Below are 19799 nucleotides of genomic sequence, written 5' to 3' on the forward strand. Positions count from 1 at the left end.
GGCCCGGTGCGGGTGGTTCAGGTGCCCCCGGCGAGGGCGGCCCGGACCTTGTCCGGAGTCAGGGGCAGGGAGCGGAAGCGGACGCCGGTGGCGTGGTGGGCGGCGTTGCCGACGGCCGCCGCCATGCCGACGATGCCGATCTCGCCGATGCCCTTGCCGCCGACCGGGTTGAGGTGCGGGTCCCGCTCGTCGAACCAGCCCGCGTCGATGGCGGGTGGCGCGGGCACGTCGGCGCTGACCGGTACGTGGTAGGCGGCGAGGTCGCGCTCGACGAAACCGCCGAAGGCCGGGTCGAGGGTGCTGCGCTCGGTGAGGGCCATGCCGATCCCCATCACCATGCCGCCGAGGAACTGGGAGCGGGCGGTACGGGCGTTGAGGATGCGCCCCGCCGCGAAGTGGCTGTAGGCGCGCAGCACCCGGACCTCGCCGGTGTCGGTGTCGACGCGGACCTCGGCGAAGTGGGCACCGAACGCGTGCCGGGCGTACGGCGATCCGGCCTCCACCGCCTCGGTGGTGTCGGCCTCGGCGGTGAGTCCCCCGGACGGCGGTTCCGGGTTACCCGCGAGGCGCCGGGCCAGCGTGGTGCACGCCTCGTGGACGGCCCACCCCCAGGAGGCGGTCCCGGAGGAGCCGCCGGCCAGCGGGGCCCGGGGCAGGTCGCTGTCGCCGATCTCGACGCGCAGGCGGTCGCCGGGGACGCCGAGGGCGTCGGCCGCGATCTGGCCGAGGACGGTGCGGGCGCCGGTGCCGATGTCGGTGGCGTTGACCCGTACGCGGTATCCGCCGTCGGGCAGCGCGGTGGCCGAGGCCCGGCACGGGGAGACCAGGACCGGGTAGGTGGCGGCGGCGACGCCGGTACCGGTCAGGCGTGGCCCCTCGCGGCGTACGCCGGGGCGCGGGTCGCGGTCCTGCCAGCCGAAGCGGCGGGCACCCTCGCGCAGGCACTCCACCAGGTGGCGGCTGCTGAACGGGCGGCCGCTGTCGGGCTCGTCCGCCGGGTCGTTGCGCACCCGCAGCTCGACGGGGTCCAGCCCGGCCCGCTCGGCGAGTTCGTCCATGGCCGCCTCAAGGGCGTACATGCCGGACGCCTCGCCGGGGGCGCGCATCCAGGAGGGGGTGGCCACGTCGAGGGGGACCACCTCGTGGACGGTGCTGCTGTGCGGCGAGCCGTACATGACGCGGGCGGGAACGGCGGCCTGCTCGACGAACTCCTTGACGCGCGAGGTGTGGGTGAGCGCCGTGTGCTCGACGGAGAGCAGTCTGCCGTCGGAGTCGGCGCCGAGCCGCACCCGGTGCAGGGTGGGCGCCCGGTGGCCGACGGAGGCGGGCAGGTCCCGGCGGGGCAGGGCGAGGGTGACGGGGCGTCCGGTGTGGCGGGCGGCGAGCGCGGCGAGGACGACGTGCGGGCGCGGGGTGCCCTTGGAACCGAAGCCGCCTCCGACGTGCGCGGAGGTGACGGTGACGCGCTCCTCGGGGAGGTCGAAGACCTGGGCGAGGGCGGCACGGACGGCGTTGCCGCCCTGGCTGGAGTCGTGCGCCGTGAGGTGGCCGTCGGCCCAGAAGGCGGTGGCGGCGTGCGGTTCCATCGGGTGGTTGTGCAGCGGCGGCACGTCGTAGGCGGCGTCGACCCGGACCGGCGCGTCGGCGAAGGCGCCCGGTGCGTCGCCGCGTTCGCGGACGGCGGGGTGACCGCCGTTGGCGTTCTCGGGCACGTAGCGGTCCGGGTGGTCGCGGGTGAGGGTGACGTCGTGCGGCCGGGTGTCATAGCTGACGCGGACGGCCTGGGCGCCCGCGCGGGCGGCCTCCAGCGTCTCGGCCACCACGAGCGCGACGATCCAGCCGCGGTGCGGGACGTCGGCGTTCTGGAGGACGTCGAGCACCGGGTCGTCGGCCGGGGCGAGGGGCGGGGTGTTCTCGGCGGTGAGGACGGCGAGCACGCCGGGCAGCGCCAGGGCCGCCGTGTCGTCCACCGAACGGACACTGCCGGCGGCGACGGTGGCCGGCACCGGCCAGGCGTGGGCGCGTCCCGGCGGCGCGTACTCGGCGGCGTACCGCGCGGCACCGGCGACCTTGTCCCGGCCTTCGCGGCGCGGGACGCCCGTACCGAGCTCCGGGGTGGTGTCAGTCATCTCGACGGCCTTCCATGGACGGGGCCCTACGGCCGGGTGAGGCCGAGCAGGACGGTGCGGGCGAGGTCGCGGGCGAGGCCGATCTTGAAGACGTTGTCGCGCAGCGGCTCGGCGGCGGTCAGCTCCGCGTCGAGCGCGGCGGTCACCCGCTCCTCGGTGAGCACCCGCCCGGTCAGCTCCGTCTCGGCGCGCCAGGCCCGCCACGGCCGGTGGGCCACCCCGCCGAGGGCGATCCGCACCTGCTCGGCGGAGCCGTCGGCGCGCTGGGTGAGCTGGGCGGCCACGGAGACGAGCGCGAAGGCGTACGAGGCCCGGTCGCGCACCTTGCGGTAGGCGGCCCGGGTGCCCTCGGGCGGCGCGGGGAGGCGGACGGCGGTCACGATCTCGCCGGGCCGAAGGACGGTGTCGCGCTCGGGCAGTTCGCCGGGGAGCCGGTGGAACTCGGTGACCGGGACGACGCGCTCCCCCTCAGGCCCGGTGGTCTCCACCTCGGCGTCGGCCGCGGCCAGCGCGACCGCCAGGTCGGAGGGGTGGGTGGCGATGCAGGCCGTCGAGTGGCCGAGGACGGCGTGCTCGCGGTGGACGCCCTCGCGGGCCGCGCATCCGGTGCCCGGCTCCCGCTTGTTGCAGGGCATGGAGAGGTCCTGGAAGTAGGCGCAGCGGGTCCGCTGGAGCAGGTTGCCGCCGGTGGTGGCGGCGTTGCGCAGTTGCGCCGAGGCTCCGGCGAGCAGTGCCTCGCAGACCGCGGGGTGGCGGACCCGCAGGACCGGGTGGGCGGCGAGGTCGCTGTTGCGCACCAGCGCCCCGACCCGCAGCGCGCCGCCGGCCTCCTCGGTGACGGTGTCCATCGGCAGCCGCGTGATGTCCACCAGCGTGTCGGGGGCCTCGACTCCGTGTTTCATCAGGTCGACCAGGTTGGTCCCGCCCGCGAGGTAACGTGAGCCGGCCCGGCCGCCGTGGGCGCGGGCGGCCTCGCCGGCGTCGGCGGCCCGGACATAGGTGAAGGTCCGCATCAGCTCAGGTCCCGTACGGCGTCGACGATGTTCGGATAGGCCCCGCACCGGCAGAGGTTGCCGCTGAGCCGCTCGCGGATCTCGTCACCGGTGAGCGGTACGGGTTCTCCCACCGGGTGGCCGGGGTCGGTGACGGCCGAGGGCCTCCCCTGCGCGGCCTCCTCGAGGACGGCCACCGTCGAACAGATCTGGCCGGGCGTGCAGTACCCGCACTGGAAGGCGTCCCGGTCGAGGAACGCCTGCTGCACCGGATGCGGTCCGCCGTCCCCGGCGAGCCCTTCCACCGTGGTGACCCGCGCCCCGTCCAGCGCCACCGCGAGGAGCAGGCAGCTGTTGACCCGGCGCCCGTCCACCAGCACGGTGCAGGCACCGCACTGCCCGTGGTCGCACCCCTTCTTGGACCCGGTCAGCCCGAGCCCCTCCCGCAGCACGTCGAGGAGTGCCGCCCGGTTGTCGAGGCGCAACTCGTGCCGCTCCCCGTTGACTTCGAGGGTGACGGACGAGGTCTCCCCCGTATCCGGCGTTCCCAGCCCTACGGCCACCACGACCACCTTCCTCAGCTGCGGCGAGGACCACCGCACGGTCGAGCCGGCCCCTCCCGCCTCTCCACCCTCAGCCACCTCACCCCGCTCCGCCCGCCGGACAGCGCGAACGTGTGGCGACCGCCCGCCTCAGCCGGCCGGCGCTCGTCGAGGCCGGCGCCCCCCGCGGGTAGGAGGAGTGCACGAACCGCGGCCCCGGCCACTTGTAGTCATCCCCATGGCACCCAGAGCCACCTTCTGTCGACCAGAAGATTCTCGACGTCAACAGAACATTGAACTTCCACCATGAGGAAACTAGTATCCACTGATCAGAACCACTGTCCCCGACAACGGCTCTCCGAAAGCCCTGAATCCCCCCTGGCACCCGGTGCCGCCGCCCACCCGGGCGGCCCCGCGCCCGCCGAGCGACCCAAGGACCGGCCCCGCCCGGGGCCCACCCACGCTGAAGGAAGTGACAGTCATGTCCGCACCCGCGTCCCCGTCCGCGACGCCGGTCACCATCGACGCCGAGCCCCTCCCCCGCCAGGAGGAAGTCCTCACGGACGAGGCGCTCGCCTTCCTCGGCGAGCTCCACCACCGCTTCACCCCCCGCCGGAACGAACTCCTGGCCCGCCGTGCCGGGCGCCGCGCCGAGATCGCCCGCACCTGCACGCTCGACTTCCTTCCCGAGACGGCGCACGTCCGCGAGGACGACTCCTGGCGCGTCGCCGAGGCCCCGGCCGCGCTGACCGACCGCCGGGTCGAGATCACCGGCCCCACCGACCGCAAGATGACGATCAACGCCCTCAACTCCGGCGCCCGCGTCTGGCTCGCCGACTTCGAGGACGCCTCCGCTCCCACCTGGGAGAACGTCATCCAGGGCCAGATCAACCTCACCGACGCCTACGAGCGGCGCATCGACTTCACCGACGAGCGCACCGGCAAGTCGTACGCCCTGAAGCCCGAGGAGGAGCTGGCCACCGCCGTGGTCCGCCCGCGCGGCTGGCACCTGGACGAGCGCCACCTGCGCGCCGCCGACGGCACCCCGCTGCCCGGCGCCCTGGTCGACTTCGGCCTGTACTTCCTCCACAACGCCCAGCGCCTGATCGACCTCGGCAAGGGGCCCTACTTCTACCTGCCCAAGACCGAGTCGCACCTGGAGGCCCGCCTCTGGAACGAGGTCTTCACCTTCGCCCAGGAGTACGTCGGCATCCCGCACGGCACGATCCGTGCCACGGTCCTCATCGAGACCATCACCGCCGCCTACGAGATGGACGAGATCCTCTACGAGCTGCGCGAGCACGCCTCGGGGCTGAACGCGGGCCGCTGGGACTACCTCTTCTCCATCGTCAAGAACTTCCGTGACGGCGGCCGCGAGTTCGTCCTGCCGGACCGCAACGCGGTGACGATGACCGCGCCGTTCATGCGCGCCTACACCGAACTCCTGGTCCGCACCTGCCACAGGCGCGGTGCGCACGCCATCGGGGGCATGGCCGCGTTCATCCCCTCGCGCCGCGACGCCGAGGTGAACAAGGTGGCGTTCGCCAAGGTCAAGGACGACAAGGACCGCGAGGCCCGGGACGGCTTCGACGGCTCCTGGGTCGCCCACCCCGACCTGGTGCCGATCGCCCTGGAGTCCTTCGACGCCGTCCTCGGCGAGAAGCCGCACCAGAAGGACCGGCTCCGCGAGGACGTCTCGGTGACCGCGGCCGACCTCATCGCCATCGACTCGCTGGACGCCGAGCCCACCTTCGACGGCCTGCGCAACGCCGTCCAGGTCGGTATCCGCTACATCGAGGCGTGGCTGCGCGGCCTCGGCGCCGTCGCCATCTTCAACCTGATGGAGGACGCGGCCACCGCGGAGATCTCCCGCTCGCAGATCTGGCAGTGGATCAACGCCGGTGTCGAGGTGGAGCGGGACGGCGCCACGGTCCTGGTCACCCGCGACCTGGCCCGCGAGGTCGCCGCCGCGGAACTGGCCGCGATCCGCGCCGAGACCGGCGAGGAGGCGTTCGCCGCCGGCCGCTGGCAGCAGGCCCACGACCTGCTGCTGACCGTCTCCCTCGACGACGACTACGCCGACTTTCTGACGCTGCCCGCCTACGAGCAGCTCGTCGGCTGACCCGGCCGCACCCCGCCCCGCCTGTGCCCCGGCGCCCGCCGCCGGGGCACAGGCAGGCCGGCCCCGGCTCAGCCCAGGTGCCGGGACCAGTCGGGCGCCGCGTCCGGCTTGCCGTGCAGATCCGGTACGTGCTGGAGCCAGGCGGGCCGCCCGGCCCGGGTGGCCGCGGCCCGCTCGGCGTCGGCCTCGGCGAGCTGCCGGGCCGAGGGGAACTCCACCGGCAGCCACTGTCCGGAGACGGCGGCCCGCTCCGCGAGCTGCCGTACGTACGCCTCGCGCAGCTCGTCGGGCGAGGCGAAGCCGGGCTCACCGGCCAGCCAGGCGTCGGGGACGAGCGCGGTGACCTCGCGGAGCAGGTCGTGGGTGACCCGGGGCGCCAGTTCCGCGTCGGCCTCGGCGACCTGGGGCGCGTAGCCGCCGAGGGCGTGGTGCCGGAAGTCGTACCGCTTGCTCACCGCTCCCGCGGCGCTGTCCCACCGGTGGTGGAAGACGAGGGCCGCCCCGTGGTCGATCAGCCAGAGCCGCCGCGGGGAGCGCGGTGTCCCGGGCGGGGGCCAGATCATGAGGTTGGTGCTGTGCACCGTCCGGTCGACGTTGGCCGTCAGCGCGTCGAGCCACACCACCCGTCCCGCCTCCAGCGGGTCGACCGCCAGGTCGCCGGGCTGGAAGTCCACCGCTCCCGGCAGCAGGTCCATGCCGAGGTTGAGCCCGGCGCTGGCGCGCACCAGGTCCTGCACCTCCTGGTGCGGCTCGTCCCGCGCCACCACCGGGTCGAAGTCGACCAGCACCAGCTCCGGCACCCGCAGGCCGAGCCGCCGCGCCAGCTCCCCCACGACGATCTCGGCGACCAGCGCCTTGCGCCCCTGCGCCGCTCCGGTGAACTTGACGACGTACGTGCCCAGGTCGTCCGCCTCGACGACGCCGGGGACCGACCCGCCGGCGGTCAGCGGTTGCACGTAGCGGGTCGCGGTGATCTCTCTCAGCGTCTTCCCAGGCCCCACGACTTCTCCGCCTCACCTTCCACGACAAGCCCCAGCGCCCAGCGGTCCGCCGACGGCGGTGCGGCCGCTGGCGCCGGCCGCCGGCATGAAGTGCGCATGGTGGCCCAGTGTGACGCAGGACGGGAGTGCCGAGCCAGCGGGCCGCTCCGCCCCGGACCCCGGCACGCCCGCCACGGGACGCGTCCGGCCCGGCACTCGGCACAGAGGTGCCCTGGCAGGACGTCCACCGGGCCACGTGCACGAGGCCCGGCTCTCGGCGGGACCGGGGCGGGACCGCTCCCGCCGTCCGGGCGGGCGGGCGCGCCGAGGAACTGCGTGACCTCCTCCTGGACCGCAGCGAGGAGTTCGCCTCGCTCTGGAGCGCTCACGAGATCGACGTTCCCCGCGTCGACCCCAAGCGCCTGCGCCACCCGGAACTGGGCGTGCTCACCCTGCAGTGCCAGGTACTGCTGGACCCGGAACAGAACCAGACGCTCCTGGTGTACACGGCCGCCCCGGGGTCGGCGGACGACGAGAGGCTGCGCCTGCTGCCGGTACTGGGGGCACGCCCCGTGGGCACCTGACCGGTCCCGCCGCCGCTCCTCCGCCGTGCCGCCGCAGGAGCCCCGGCACGGCCGACGTGGCGGTGGTACGACAGCCGGCTGAGCACCCGCGCGACGAGACGGGTGGCCGGGACGACAGGTGAGCCAACAGCGTGCCGGCGCCCTGCGCGTGGCCCGAGCCACCTGCCCGACCACCTCGCGGAGCGTCGCGTGCGTCTCCGCCGCGGGGATCGGGTGCCCCGTGTGGCGGCCGCCGGCCACGCGGCCGTCGTGCCACCGGACGCCCGGCCGGGCACGGGTGGGTGCCCGGCCCGCTGCCGGACGCGGGCCGGCTGCGCCGACGGCGTCCGGGGTGCCGCGCCGGTACCACGCCGCACGGAACCGTGCCGCGGGTTCCCCAGGCCGCTGAGCGCCCGGCCGGGGGAGTTCGTGCGCGCGGTCCGGCGGTACGCCTCGGGGCGGCCCGGACGCGTGGGCCGACGGCGCATCTCCCCCTCGGCCACCCGGCGCGCCAGGTGATCGGGCAGCCCGTGGACACCCTTGTCACGGCGTCGGCCGCAGAGGCCGGGGCACCGCTCCGCGGCCCGCCCGCACCGGGGGGCGCGGCAAGCATCCTCAGAACGCCCCCCGGTCGGCGAGACCGGTCACCACGTCGCGGACCGCGTGCAGGGCGGGGTTGTCGTCGCCCGCCCGCCAGGCCGCGACGAGTTCGACCGGCTCGCCTTCGACCCCCACCACCGGGCGTAGCACGACGCCGTCCAGCTTGAGCGCCTCCGCGGCGCGGGGTACCAGGGCGAGCCCCAGCTCCGCGCGGACCAGCGCGAGGATCGTGTGCACCTGGCTGAGGTAGTGCACGTAGCGCGGGACGACTTCCGCCCGGCGGAAGACCCCGACCAGCACCTCGTAGAAGTAGCGGGCCTCGGCGGGCGAGTACATGACGAACGGTTCTCCGTCGAGGTCGCTGATGTGAGGAGTGCGGTCCGGTGCGGCGAGCGGGTGGCCGGCGGGCGCCGCGACCAGCAGGGCCTCGCGGTGCAGCGGATGGTGGGCGATCCCGGTGCCGGGTACCGGCGGGCGGACCAGCCCGAGGTCCAGCTCTCCGGAGCGCAGCTCCTCCAGTTGCGCTCCGGAGACCCGCTCGCGCAGCACCAGTCCGACGCCGGGCAGCTCGGCGTGGACGGCCCCCACGATGCCGTCGAGCACGGAGTGCGCCGCCGACGCGGTGAACCCGAGCGCCACGGTCCCGACCTCGCCCTCCAGCGTCCGCCGCACGGACAGCGCCGCCTGCTCCGAGAGCCCGAGGATGCGCCGGGCATCACCGAGGAAGGCCTGCCCGGCCGCGGTGAGCCGGACGGACCGGCCGGCCCGGTCGAACAACTCGACACCCAGCTCACGCTCCAGGAGCTGGATGCGCCGGGACAGCGGCGGCTGGGTCATCGACAGCCGCTCCGCCGCCCGTCCGTAGTGCAGCGTCTCGGCGACGGCCACGAAGCTTTCCAGCTGACTCAAGGTGAACATCGATCCATTATGCGCATCAATCGATACGTAAGAAGTGTTGGACGTGCATCAGTTTCGTTCCTATGGTCATCGAAATCGCTGTTCTGCACGTCTGCGGAAGGAAACGCTCATGCCCACCCACACCCCGACCGAGCTTGCCGAACGCCTCGGCTCCGGGCTGCTGTCGTTTCCCGTCACCCACTTCACGCCCGGCCTGGCGTTCGACGAGACCGCCTACCGGGACAACATCGCCCGCATGAGCGAGTACGACATCGCCGCCCTGTTCGCGGCCGGCGGGACCGGGGAGTTCTTCTCTCTGACCCCGCAGGAGGTCGGCACCGTGCTGCGGGCAGCCGTGGAGAGCGCCCCCTCCGGCACGCCCATCCTCGCCCCGGCCGGGCACGGCACCGCCCAGGCGGTCGCCATGGCGCGCGACGCCGAAGCGGTCGGCGCCGACGGTGTCCTGCTCTTCCCGCCGTACCTGACCGAGGCGTCCTCGGACGGCCTGACCGCCCATGTGCGGGCGGTCTGCGAGGCGACCTCGCTGGGCGTGGTCCTCTACAGCCGCGCCAACGCCGTCTACACCGCCGACACGGTGGCGGCCCTCGCCGACGCCTGCCCCAACCTGATCGGCCTCAAGGACGGGGTCGGTGACCTGGAGCGGATCACCCAGATCCGGTCGCGACTCGCCGACCGCCTGGTGTACATCGGCGGCCTGCCGACCGCGGAGACCTTCGCGCTGCCCTACCTGGAACTGGGAGCCACGACCTACAGTTCCGCCATCTTCAACTTCCTCCCCGACTTCGCCCTGGCCTTCTACCAGGCGGTCCGGGCACGGGACCGGGCGAAGGTGCAGACCATGCTCGACCGCGTGGTACTCCCCTACACCGCGATCCGCGACCGCAAGCCGGGCTACGCGGTCAGCATCGTGAAGGCCGGGATGGATCTGACCGGACACCCCGCCGGCCCGGTACGGCCGCCCCTGACCGACCTGGACGAGGCGGAGCGCGAACTGCTCGCCGGGGTCATCGAGGCCTCACGCCTCGCCGTCGCCTGACACGCGTCCCCCGCGAAGGAAAGGAGCCACCCGTGTCCCTTCTTCCCCCGACCGCCCCCACAGGCGCGATGGTCATCGGGGCCCGCCCCGTCATCGGTACGGGCGACGAGATCCGCTCCGTCGACCCCCGCACCGGGGAGCCCCTCGGACCCGGCTACCGGGCCGCGTCGGCCGAGCAGGCCGACCAGGCCTGCCGACTGGCGCGGGAAGCCGCGACCACCTACCGGACGACCGCCCCGGAACGGCGCGCCGCCTTCCTCGACCGCATCGCGGACCTGCTCGACGAGGAGCGGGACGCGCTGGTGGAACGGGCCCACACGGAGACCGCGCTGCCCCTCGCCCGGCTCACCGGCGAGGTCGGGCGCACCAGCGGCCAGTTGCGGCTGTTCGCCGCGGAACTGCGGGCCGGCGTGTGGCAGGGGGCCCGCGTCGACCGGGCGCTGCCGGACCGCCGTCCGCTGCCGCGCGCCGACATCCGGCAGCGCCGGACAGCCGTCGGTCCCGTCGTGGTCTTCGGCGCGAGCAACTTCCCGCTGGCCTTCTCCACGGCCGGGGGCGACACCGCCTCGGCGCTGGCCGCCGGATGCCCGGTGATCGTCAAGGCGCACCAGGCTCACCTGGGGACGGCCGAGCTGGTGGCACGCGTCGTCAGCCGGGCGGCCGCCGGGACCGGTATGCCCGAAGGAGTCTTCTCCCAACTCGTCGGCGGCGGCACGGAGCTGGGGACCAGGCTGGTCCGCGACCCCCGGGTGCGCGCCGTCGGCTTCACCGGTTCCCGCTCCGGCGGCCTGGCGATAGCGGCCGCGGCCGCCGCCCGGCCCGTGCCGATCCCCGTCTACGCGGAGATGAGCAGCATCAACCCGGTGCTGCTCCTGCCCGCCGCCCTCGAGGCCCGGGGCGCGGAGCTGGGGGCCGCCTTCGCCGGATCACTCACCCTGGGAGCCGGGCAGTTCTGCACCAACCCGGGGCTCGTCCTCGCCGTGGACGGGCCCGGCCTGGACGCCTTCGCCACGGCCGCCGCCGAGGCCGTCGCGGCGGATCCCGGAGCCACGATGCTCACCCCCGGCATCGCCCGCCACTACGCCGCCTGCGGTGATGCCCTGGCGGGCCGTCGGGGCGTCGAGGAGACCGGTCGTGGCGGCCGGATCGACAGCGCGGCCTGCGGCCGGGCCCGTCTGCTGACCGTGGACGGCGCGCGCTTCACCGAGGACCCCGCCCTTCAGACCGAGGTCTTCGGCGCGACGTCGCTGATCGTCCGGTGCGCGGACCTCGACGAGCTGACGGCCGCCCTGCACGTGCTGGAAGGCCAGCTCACGGCCACCGTGCACGCCGACGACGCCGATCTGCCGCTCGCCGGGCGCCTGCTGCCCCTCCTGGAGGAACTCGCCGGGCGCGTGCTCTTCAACGGCTGGCCCACCGGCGTCGAGGTCGGCCACGCGATGGTGCACGGTGGCCCCTTCCCCGCCACCACCGACCCGCGCGGCACTTCCGTGGGGACCCTCGCCATCGAGCGGTTCCTGCGGCCCGTCGCCTACCAGGACGTTCCCGACGCCCTGTTGCCCGAGGAACTGCGCGACGCCAATCCGCTCGGCGTGTGGCGCCGGGTCGACGGCGTACCCGGCCGGGCCCCGCTCACCGACGACCGCTGAGTCCGCTTGACCCCGGCCGGGAGTAACGCCTCCCGGCCGGGACCGAACCGCCCGCGAACGCATTCCTTTCCAGTGTCGTGAGGACGAAATGACACCACGACGGCTTTCGCCGCTTCCCGACGGCCACGGCGTCCGGACCGCGCGTCCGACGCACGCCCTCTCCCCGTACCGTCCCACCGCCCTTCTGACCGCCCCCGTACCGCTGCTGCCGCGCGACGCGCTCTGTGGGAGGTACCACCATGGCGACTCCTGATCTGCGCCACCCCGACCAGGCCGCCGCCGAGCCGCCGCTCCCGGCGGCGAAGGCCCCCGGGCAGAAGGCACCGGGCCGCGCCCTCCCCCGTGAGTCGCTGGTGGCCGGCGTCAAAGCGGCCGTGGGGATCTTCGGCCTCTTCGTGGTGTGGGAACTGCTGGTCCTGGTCATCGACCCGGCGGACTACCTCTTCGTCGGGCCGCTCTCCGCCTTCGCCGAGCTGATCGAGCGCCCCGGCTACTTCGCGGAGAACACCTTCGTCACGCTCCAGGAGGCGCTCGCCGGATTCGCGCTCGGCACGGCCCTCGGTGTGCTGTGCGGTGCCGCCCTGCACTACTCGGCCACCGCGCGCAGCTTCCTGTACCCCGCGCTCATCGCGATCGACACCATCCCCAAGGTCGCGCTGGCCCCGCTGTTCATCGTGTGGTTCGGATTCGGCTTCGAGTCGAAGGCGTTCGTCGCCATGGCCATCGCCTTCTTCCCCCTGGTGATCAACACCTACGACGGGCTGAGTTCGGTCCCCCACGAACTCCAGGAACTGGCCCGCATCAACCGGGCCTCCCCCTGGAAGAAGATGGTGAAGATCGACTTCATCTACGCGATTCCCTCCATCTTCTCCGGGGCGAAGATCTCCATCTCCCTGGCGGTGGGCGGGGCGGTCGTCGGGGAGTTCATCGCCGGCTCGAAGGGGCTCGGGTACGTCATCCTCCTCGCCAACAGCCAGGTGGACCTGCCGTCGATGTTCGCGGCCTTCATCGTCCTCGCCGCCATCGCCCTGACCTTGTTCTTCCTCGTCGACTACGCGGGCCGCAAGCTGGCCCCGTGGAAGAACCACGCCAAGTGACCACGGGATCGGAGGCTGGATATGCGTAGGACTCCTCGCAGGGCCGTCGCTCTCGCCGGCGCGGCGGTGCTGGCCGGCCTGTCCGGATGCGCGGGCGGTGGCGGGAAGGACTCGATGACCCTGATGCTCGACGTGGGGTACCTGCCGAAGCACGCGCCGTTCATCTCGGCCGCCAAACGCGGCTTCTTCAAGGCCGAGGGCATCGACCTCACGGTCATGCCGGGATCCGGTTCGACCAACACGGTCACCTCGGTGGTCGCGGGCAGGGTCGACGCGGGCTGGGCCGACTTCGGCGCCACCGTCACCAGCCAGGGCAGGGGCGCCAAGGTCAAGCAGGTCAACCTGCTCCAGGCCAGGTCCGCCTACGCGGTCGTCGCCCTCGCGGACTCCGGGATCAGGAACTGGGAGGACCTGCGCGGCAAGACGGTCGCCACCGAGGGCGGCGGCGCGATGACCGCCATGTGGCCGCTCGCGCTGAACAAGCTCGGCTTCGACAAGAGCGACGTGGACGTCATCCCGGCGTCCAGCGCCTCGAAGATCCCCGGCCTGCTGGCCGGCCAGTGGGACGCCAACCTCGCGCTGCACGTCTCCGACGAACCGGCCATCGACGCGCTCGGCCGGAAGGCCGCCGTGCTGAAATGGTCCGACCTCGGCATCGACCTCTACGGCAACGGCATCGTCGTCTCCGACGAGAAGCTCAAGAACGACCCCGAGCAGGTCCGGAAGTTCAACCGGGCGATGCAGAAAGGTTTCCTCTGGGCCTGCCAGAACCCGCGGAAGGCGGCCGAGGACTTCCGGACGGAGGTCTCCGGATACGGCACGAGCACCATCACCCTCGCCATCGACGCGCAGTGCGGCCTCAACTGGGGCAAGCGCGAGGCCGCCGACCGGTACGGCGTCATGGACGACACCGGAGTCCTCCAGGCCATCGACGTCGCCCGTGAGTTCCTCGGCCTGCCGGAAGAGAGCGGCCTCTCACCCGAGGACGTGTACAGCAACTCCTACCTCGAGCCGCTGGGCTCCGACGAGACGATCCAGGCCCCGTGACGGCCGGATGGGGAGTCACATGAACAACGAATACGCCATCTCGGTCAACAACGTGGGGAAGACCTACCGGTCCCGGAGGGGCCAGGAGAACACCGTCCTCGAAGGACTCGACTTCCACGTCGAGCCCGGACGGTTCGTGTCGATCGTCGGGCAGTCGGGCAGCGGCAAGACCACGCTGCTCAAGACGGTCTCCGGACTCCAGGAGCCCACCGAGGGCGAGATCCTCGTCCATGGCCGCCCGATCCAGGAGGGGATCGAGGACATCGCGATGGTCTTCCAGAGCCCCGTGCTCCTGCCCTGGCGCAACAATCTCGACAACGTGCTCCTGCCCCTGGAGTTCCGCGGTGCCCGGACCGACGAGGCCCGCGCGTACGCCATGGAACTGCTGGAGATGGTCGGGCTGGGCGGAAAGGCCAAGAACTACTCCTACGAGCTCAGTGGCGGCATGCAGCAGCGCGTCGCCATCTGCCGGGCCCTGGTCTCCCGCCCCAAACTGCTGCTCATGGACGAGCCCTTCGGCGCGCTCGACGCCATGACCCGGGACTCGATGAACTTCGAGATCCAGCGCATCTGGCAGACCACCGGGTGCAGCGTCCTCTTCGTGACCCACAGCATCCCCGAGGCGGTCTGGCTCGGGGACCGGGTGGTGGTCGTCGGCGACCGCCCCGGCCGGATCATCGCCGACATCCCCATCGACCTGCCGCGGCCCCGGGGCAAGGAGCACCGGTACTCCGCCGACTTCTCCGGCTACACCTCCGAGATCGAATCGCACATCGGCGTCGTGGCCGGCATCAGCTGACCACCCCGCCACGCACCCACCACCGTGAACCGCCGACAAAGGAGCACCATGCTGAGCATCACCGCTGACGCCACGCGGGTGGAGAGGGAATTCGGCCTCGACGCGCGCAAGAGCCTGCTGTTCTCCGCGATCCGTCTCGACTCCCACCCGTTCGTCGCTCCGCTGATCGCGGAGACCGGCACGGAGCGCCTGCTGCTCGTGCGCCAGCAGGAACAGGGCAACGCCCTGTCCGCCGGCGTCCCGAAGGACCGGATGCGCTTCTACGCCCCCTGGGTCACGATCGATCCGCGCATCGTCGCCGACACCCCCGCCGCCGAGTCCCTCGCCGACCTGGTGCGCGAACTCGCCGACGGCGGCCCGGTGGCCCTCGCCGCCGATGTCGTCCACGCCCACCAGCTCGCGCTGTCCGGTTCCGTCGAACTCGTCGCCGCCGACCAGGACCCGACACCGGTCGCCGCCTACGAGATCGATCCGGCCGACGTCCTCGCCACCTTCGCGCGGTGGCGAGGGACCGGCGTACGGACCGCGCGCCGGCTCGTCGCGGACGTCCCCCATCTCTCGGGCCTCGCCGAGGAGTTCACCTCCGGCGAGGACAGCCGGTTCTCGGCGCTGCGGGAGCTCGCCGCGGAACGCTCCCTCGACTCGGTGCTGCTCGCGGCGACCCCCAACTTCACCGAGGCGACCGGACGCGCCCAGCCGCACGGGGCGGTCGCCCTGTGGCTCGACGGTCCCGAACGCCTCCTGGTGCTGCTCCCCGAGGGCGCCGGCGAGCTGCCGGGCGCACCCGTGGGCCGGTACCCGTCCGTGGGGGCGGCCGTCCGGGAACTGGCGTCCGGGACGCGGACGGGCATCGAGGAGGAGTGGATCAGCGTCGGCCTCGCCCGCGAGCTCACACGCGAGGGGGCGGAGCTGGTCCCCGTCTCGGCCGCCCTGGGCCACTGGCGGGACGTCCGCGACCACGAGGACCTGGCCTTCCAGGTGGTGGCCGCCAGGGCCAGCGTCTTCGCCGTCGAGGAGGCCCTGGCCTGGGCGGAGCGGGGACTCGACGCCGGGCGCTCCTTCAGCGAGCTGGACGTCTACGCGGTCTACCTCGACAAGATCGCCGAGTTCCGCACGGCCCACGAGATCCCCTTCGGCATCGAGCCGTACTTCACCAATCTGCACTCCTCCAACCGGATGCTCTTCCCCGGCCCCCCGGTCGACCACCCGGTCGACGAGGAGACGACCTGTGTGCAGCTGGACGCCGGGGTGCGGATCGTCTTCGACGGCGTCAACGTCGCCACCTCCGACATGGCCCGCTCGCTGCCGCGCACCGAGTCCGCGAAGGAGGCGTACCGCTTCTTCTTCGACGTGGTGCGCGAGGGGATCATCGGGCAGCTGCGCCCCGGCGCGGTGTGCGAGGACGTGCACGAGGGGACCCTGCGCTACCTCGCCCCGCACCTGGAGCGGATGGTCGCCATCGGCATGCTCGGCACCGACGTCGACTTCGACACGGAGTACCGCAAGCGCAACGTGGGCCACCTCATGGGCAAGCAGGAGTCCTTCGCCAACGAGCTGCGGCCCGGCTACAAGCACGTGCTCCAGGTCGGTTCGTACGGCGCCGCGGAGATCCCGTGGCGTTACGGGAACGCGGCGATCGGCACCGAGGACCTCTGGTACATCGGCCGGGACCGCACCTACGTCCTGAGCAAGCGATGACGGACCCCGGGCCCGCGCGGTGCGCCCACCGCGCGGGCGGCCCACCGAACGAGGAGACACCATGACCACCGTCCGGGAACGCCTGAAGGCGCTGTCGGTCGAACTGCCCGACCTCGGCCCTCCCCGGTACGCGTACGAGGCGACCTCGCGCTGGGGCGACGTCCTGTACGTCTCGGGCCAGATCTCCCGGACCGCGTCGGGCGAGGTGCTCGGGGGCCGGCTGGGAGAGGACGCCACCGTGGCCGACGGGGTGCTCGCCGCACGCACCGCCGCGCTGAACCTCCTGGCCCGCGTCGAGCAGTCGATCGGCCTCGAACAGGCCCGCGTGCTGAAGCTCAACGCCTGGGCGGCGAGCGCTCCGGCCTTCGTGGACCAGCCGACCGTGGTCGACGGCGCCTCGCGGTTGCTCGTCGACGTGCTGGGCGACCAGGGCCGGCACGCCCGTACGGCCCTCGCGACCCAGGTCCTGCCCCAGGGCGCCCTGGTGGAACTCGACGCCACGATCGCCGTTCTCGGCTGAGAGCCCCGGCCGGGCCGCTCCCCGCGGCCCGGCCCTCGGCCACGCTCCCCGGGACGGGGCCGCACGTACGTCGTGCGCCGGCCCGGTGCACGGCGTACGCCTCGGGGGTCGCGCGGCCGGCGCGGCCCCCGAGACGTCGCCCGCCCGGCCGGCGTGGCCGCAGCTCCCCGCGGCGGCGAGACCCACGGGGCGCGGCCCGCCGTCGGCGCCCCTTCGCCACCGGCCCCGCCACCGACCACCCGCGTGCGGGAGCCGGGGCCGTCGCCCGGGCGACGCACACGCTCCCCGGCCCCCGGGGCGGGCACCGAACGAGGTCCCCGCCCTGGTGGGGCCCCCGGGCATCCTCGCGGTTCACCCGTCTGCCGTAGGATCGGCCGCCTACAACGAGGAGCGTGGAAGTGACCGACGACCGTGGTCCGCAGCGCCTTGTCGAGCTGCTGAACGACAACAGTGAGGCGTTCGTCGCCCAGTGGATGGCGGTGGTGGGCGAGTCGCTCACCGGCCGGCTGAGCACCGCGGAGATGGAGCGGGAACTCCGCGACCTGTACACCGCCATCCGCTCCGGGCTCGCCACCGGCGAGCTCAGTGCGCGGGCCGACGGTTTCGCCGAGCTGCGCAGCCTTCTGGTGGAGCTGTCGCGCAACCGCGCCCGGCAGGGGTTCACCCCGACCGAGACGGCCGTCAGCGTCTTCGCCCTGAAGCGGGTCCTGGAACCCTCGCTCACCGGGAACACCGAGGACGTCCACGCCTACCTCCAGCTCAGCCGCCTCCTGGACGAGCTGGGACTGCTGACCGTCGAGGCGTACGCGCGCACACGTGAGGAGATCATCTCCGCGCAGGCCGACCAGTTGCTGGAACTGTCGACGCCGGTCGTCAAGCTCTGGGACGGCGTGGTGGCGGTGCCGCTGGTCGGCACCCTGGACTCGGCGCGTACCCAGGTCGTCATGGAGCGGCTGCTCCAGGCGCTGATCGACTACAACTCGACGCAGGCGATCATCGACATCACCGGCGTCCCCGCGGTCGACACCCAGGTCGCGCAGCACCTGCTGAAGACGGTCGTCGCCGCCCGGATGATGGGCGCCGACTGCGTCATCTCGGGCATCCGTCCGCAGATCGCGCAGACGATCGTCGCCCTGGGCATCGAGTTCGGCGACATCCCCACGAAGAGCAGTCTGGCGGACGCCCTGCGCCACGCCCTGGACGCCATCGAGCGGGACAGGAAGCTGGCGGAGAACCGCGGGAGCCTCCTGTGACCGAGCGCGTCCCCGTCCTCCAGATCTCGGACGTCCTGCTGGTCTCCATCCAGGTCGACCTGGAGGACCACACGGTCCTGGACCTCCAGGACGACCTCTCCAAGCGCATCGTGGACACCGGGGCGCGGGGCGTCGTCATCGACATCTCCGCCCTGGAGATCGTCGACTCCTTCGTCGGCCGCATGCTCGCCACGGTCGCCGCGATGTCCCGGGTGCTCGGCGCGGAGACCGTCGTGGTCGGCATGCGTCCCGCGGTCGCCATCACCCTGGTCGAACTGGGCCTGACGCTCGGCGGTGTGCGCACCGCCCTGAACCTGGAGGCCGGCCTGGCGGCTCTGCGCCGGGCCGTGCACACCGAGCAGCCGGGCCGCTCCTGATGCCCGGCGACACCGCACGGCGGGCCGAGTCGATCGCACTCGACGGCAGTGCCGGTGTGGTCAAGGCACGCCAACTGGTCCGCGCCCTCGCCCAGGAGGCCGGCCTCTCCCTGGTCGACCAGACCAAACTGGTCACCGCCGCCAGCGAGCTGGCGCGCAACACCGTCGTGCACGGCGGTGGCGGTCACATGGAGGCAGAGCCGGCCTGGAGCAACGGCCGCTCCGGCGTCCGGCTGGTCTTCGCCGACGAGGGGCCCGGCATCCCCGACGTGGAGCTGGCCCTGACCGACGGCTGGACCACCGGGGGCGGCATGGGACTGGGCCTCAGCGGCGCCAAGCGGCTCGCGGACGAGTTCGAGCTGGACACCGGCGCCGGACGCGGGACGCGGGTCACCATCGTGAAGTGGGCCCGGTGACCGCGCCACTGCTCTCCGAGCCGGGTGAGACCCTCTGGCTCCGCGTCGACGCGGGCCTGCCGATGGCCGCCCGGCGGGAGGCCGCCCGGCTGGCCCGCCGCCTCGGCCTCGGCCCCGACCGCGTCGCCTCCGTCGAGATCGTGGCGACCGAGGCGGCCACCAACCTCCAGCGGCACGCCGTCGACGGCGCGCTCGTCCTGCGCGTGGCGCTGGACGGGGAGCACGCGGCGCTCGACATCCTGGCCACCGACACCGGCCCCGGCATCCCCGACCTCTCTGCGGCCCTGCGCGACGGGTCGTCCTCCACCGGAACCCTGGGCGTGGGCCTCGGCGCCATCGCCCGGCTCGCCGACGTCTTCGACATCCACACCCTGCCCGGCCGCGGCACAGCCGTCCTCGCCCGCTTCCACGCCGACGGCGAACAGCCCGCCTGCGCCTCCGGGGTGGAGATCGGCGGGCTCACCCGCCCGATCGGCGGCGAGGAGATGTGCGGGGACACCTGGGCGGTGCGGTACGCCGAGAAACCCGCGCGGAGCGCCGAGGGTGCCGGCGACCCGCTGCTCGCCATGATGTGCGACGGGCTGGGCCACGGCCCGCAGGCGGCCCTCGCCGGCGAGGTGGCGCGGAACGCCTTCCGGACGAGCCGTGCGAGCCGTCCGCAGGCCGTCCTGGAGGATCTGCACCGCGCGCTGCGCGGGACCAGGGGCGCCGCCGTGGCCGTGGTGCGGCTCGACTTCCCCGGCCGCCGCGTGGAGTTCGCGGGCGTCGGCAACACCACGACCTGCCTGGTCGCCGACGGCCGCAGGTCCTCCCTGCTGTCCTCGCCGGGCATCGTCGGGGCCCACCTGCCCCGGACCCGGACCGTCGTCGCCGAGGCGGGGCCGGGCGCGGTCCTCGTCATGCACTCGGACGGGCTGAGCGACCGCTGGGCCCCGGGCTCCTTCCCCGGCCTCTTCGCCCGCCGGCCCCCGGTCGTCGCCGCGCAGATCCTGCGGGAGGCCGGCGCGCGCCGTGACGACATCGGCGTGCTGGTCCTCAAGGAAGCGACACCGTGACGCCGG

Annotated in this window: 18 protein-coding genes; 13 read left to right on the forward strand and 5 right to left on the reverse strand. The window is 73.4% G+C overall.

What is annotated here, in order from left to right; translation table 11 throughout:
* Positions 1–17: 17 nt before the first annotated feature.
* From Sdia_RS21850 to Sdia_RS21860, 3 genes are read right to left on the reverse strand one after another with little or no spacing between them, the layout of a single operon-like run.
* The gene (locus Sdia_RS21850; protein WP_100453493.1) at positions 18–2129 is read right to left on the reverse strand and encodes a xanthine dehydrogenase family protein molybdopterin-binding subunit; all 2112 of its coding nucleotides are present in this window, start codon (positions 2127–2129) and stop codon (positions 18–20) included.
* Between the two features lie 26 nt (positions 2130–2155).
* On the reverse strand, positions 2156–3142 hold the full coding sequence (locus Sdia_RS21855) for an FAD binding domain-containing protein (RefSeq protein WP_164380833.1): 987 nt from the start codon (positions 3140–3142) through the stop codon (positions 2156–2158).
* A complete protein-coding gene (locus Sdia_RS21860; RefSeq protein WP_115069501.1) occupies positions 3142–3684 on the reverse strand; it encodes a 2Fe-2S iron-sulfur cluster-binding protein in 543 nt (180 codons plus the stop codon). Before Sdia_RS21860 ends, Sdia_RS21855 begins: the two co-directional genes overlap by 1 nt.
* A gap of 460 nt (positions 3685–4144) precedes the next feature.
* Between Sdia_RS21860 and aceB the strand changes: the two genes are divergently transcribed.
* Entirely contained in the window at positions 4145–5785 is a 1641-nt protein-coding gene (gene aceB, locus Sdia_RS21865; protein WP_100453491.1) for a malate synthase A, read from the forward strand.
* A 68-nt stretch (positions 5786–5853) separates the two neighbouring features.
* On the opposite strand, the gene Sdia_RS21870 is transcribed toward aceB, so the two are convergent.
* Positions 5854–6786, reverse strand: a complete 933-nt coding sequence (locus Sdia_RS21870) for a HipA family kinase (RefSeq protein WP_229830316.1) — start codon at positions 6784–6786, stop codon at positions 5854–5856.
* Between the two features lie 206 nt (positions 6787–6992).
* On the opposite strand from Sdia_RS21870, the gene Sdia_RS21875 reads away from it, so the two are divergent.
* Positions 6993–7349: an MmyB family transcriptional regulator gene (locus Sdia_RS21875; protein WP_229830313.1), complete on the forward strand. Its 357-nt coding sequence runs from the start codon at positions 6993–6995 to the stop codon at positions 7347–7349.
* A gap of 594 nt (positions 7350–7943) precedes the next feature.
* Here Sdia_RS21875 and Sdia_RS21880 read toward each other — a convergent pair.
* A complete protein-coding gene (locus Sdia_RS21880) occupies positions 7944–8846 on the reverse strand; it encodes a LysR family transcriptional regulator (protein ID WP_115069190.1) in 903 nt (300 codons plus the stop codon).
* Positions 8847–8955: 109 nt separating this feature from the next.
* Here Sdia_RS21880 and kdgD point away from each other — a divergent pair, with 109 nt between their 5' ends.
* From kdgD to Sdia_RS21935, 11 genes are all read left to right on the forward strand, one after another.
* A complete protein-coding gene (kdgD, locus tag Sdia_RS21885; protein ID WP_100453489.1) occupies positions 8956–9882 on the forward strand; it encodes a 5-dehydro-4-deoxyglucarate dehydratase in 927 nt (308 codons plus the stop codon).
* A gap of 68 nt (positions 9883–9950) precedes the next feature.
* Entirely contained in the window at positions 9951–11531 is a 1581-nt protein-coding gene (locus tag Sdia_RS21890) for an aldehyde dehydrogenase (NADP(+)) (RefSeq protein ID WP_100454306.1), read from the forward strand.
* Positions 11532–11770: 239 nt separating this feature from the next.
* Entirely contained in the window at positions 11771–12628 is an 858-nt protein-coding gene (locus Sdia_RS21895; RefSeq protein WP_100453488.1) for an ABC transporter permease, read from the forward strand.
* Between the two features lie 21 nt (positions 12629–12649).
* Complete coding sequence (locus Sdia_RS21900) at positions 12650–13675, forward strand: ABC transporter substrate-binding protein (protein WP_185393547.1); 1026 nt, start codon at positions 12650–12652, stop codon at positions 13673–13675.
* A 19-nt stretch (positions 13676–13694) separates the two neighbouring features.
* On the forward strand, positions 13695–14474 hold the full coding sequence (locus Sdia_RS21905; protein WP_100453486.1) for an ABC transporter ATP-binding protein: 780 nt from the start codon (positions 13695–13697) through the stop codon (positions 14472–14474).
* A gap of 48 nt (positions 14475–14522) precedes the next feature.
* Positions 14523–16172, forward strand: a complete 1650-nt coding sequence (locus Sdia_RS21910; RefSeq protein WP_100453485.1) for a M24 family metallopeptidase — start codon at positions 14523–14525, stop codon at positions 16170–16172.
* Positions 16173–16233: 61 nt separating this feature from the next.
* Positions 16234–16692 (forward strand): RidA family protein, encoded by a 459-nt coding sequence (locus tag Sdia_RS21915; RefSeq protein WP_100453484.1) that lies wholly within the window; start codon positions 16234–16236, stop codon positions 16690–16692.
* A 398-nt stretch (positions 16693–17090) separates the two neighbouring features.
* On the forward strand, positions 17091–17945 hold the full coding sequence (locus Sdia_RS21920; RefSeq protein ID WP_100453483.1) for an STAS domain-containing protein: 855 nt from the start codon (positions 17091–17093) through the stop codon (positions 17943–17945).
* The gene (locus Sdia_RS21925) at positions 17942–18322 is read left to right on the forward strand and encodes an STAS domain-containing protein (protein WP_100453482.1); all 381 of its coding nucleotides are present in this window, start codon (positions 17942–17944) and stop codon (positions 18320–18322) included. Before Sdia_RS21920 ends, Sdia_RS21925 begins: the two co-directional genes overlap by 4 nt.
* The gene (locus tag Sdia_RS21930) at positions 18322–18738 is read left to right on the forward strand and encodes an ATP-binding protein (RefSeq protein WP_100453481.1); all 417 of its coding nucleotides are present in this window, start codon (positions 18322–18324) and stop codon (positions 18736–18738) included. Before Sdia_RS21925 ends, Sdia_RS21930 begins: the two co-directional genes overlap by 1 nt.
* On the forward strand, positions 18726–19793 hold the full coding sequence (locus Sdia_RS21935; RefSeq protein ID WP_185393545.1) for an ATP-binding SpoIIE family protein phosphatase: 1068 nt from the start codon (positions 18726–18728) through the stop codon (positions 19791–19793). Before Sdia_RS21930 ends, Sdia_RS21935 begins: the two co-directional genes overlap by 13 nt.
* The last annotated feature ends 6 nt before the right edge of the window (positions 19794–19799 follow it).

Source organism: Streptomyces diastaticus subsp. diastaticus (assembly GCF_011170125.1).
GTDB lineage: Bacteria > Actinomycetota > Actinomycetes > Streptomycetales > Streptomycetaceae > Streptomyces > Streptomyces diastaticus.

Excerpts from the sequence above, each read along its gene's own strand:
- kdgD (WP_100453489.1), top strand. The coding sequence starts at position 8,956 with ATGCCCACCCACACCCCGACCGAGCTTGCCGAACGCCTCGGCTCCGGG.
- aceB (WP_100453491.1), top strand. The coding sequence starts at position 4,145 with ATGTCCGCACCCGCGTCCCCGTCCGCGACGCCGGTCACCATCGACGCC.
- Sdia_RS21850 (WP_100453493.1), bottom strand. The coding sequence starts at position 2,129 with ATGACTGACACCACCCCGGAGCTCGGTACGGGCGTCCCGCGCCGCGAA.
- Sdia_RS21915 (WP_100453484.1), top strand. The coding sequence starts at position 16,234 with ATGACCACCGTCCGGGAACGCCTGAAGGCGCTGTCGGTCGAACTGCCC.
- Sdia_RS21895 (WP_100453488.1), top strand. The coding sequence starts at position 11,771 with ATGGCGACTCCTGATCTGCGCCACCCCGACCAGGCCGCCGCCGAGCCG.
- Sdia_RS21905 (WP_100453486.1), top strand. The coding sequence starts at position 13,695 with ATGAACAACGAATACGCCATCTCGGTCAACAACGTGGGGAAGACCTAC.
- Sdia_RS21930 (WP_100453481.1), top strand. The coding sequence starts at position 18,322 with ATGCCCGGCGACACCGCACGGCGGGCCGAGTCGATCGCACTCGACGGC.
- Sdia_RS21890 (WP_100454306.1), top strand. The coding sequence starts at position 9,951 with ATGGTCATCGGGGCCCGCCCCGTCATCGGTACGGGCGACGAGATCCGC.
- Sdia_RS21910 (WP_100453485.1), top strand. The coding sequence starts at position 14,523 with ATGCTGAGCATCACCGCTGACGCCACGCGGGTGGAGAGGGAATTCGGC.
- Sdia_RS21880 (WP_115069190.1), bottom strand. The coding sequence starts at position 8,846 with ATGTTCACCTTGAGTCAGCTGGAAAGCTTCGTGGCCGTCGCCGAGACG.
- Sdia_RS21900 (WP_185393547.1), top strand. The coding sequence starts at position 12,650 with ATGCGTAGGACTCCTCGCAGGGCCGTCGCTCTCGCCGGCGCGGCGGTG.
- Sdia_RS21855 (WP_164380833.1), bottom strand. The coding sequence starts at position 3,142 with ATGCGGACCTTCACCTATGTCCGGGCCGCCGACGCCGGCGAGGCCGCC.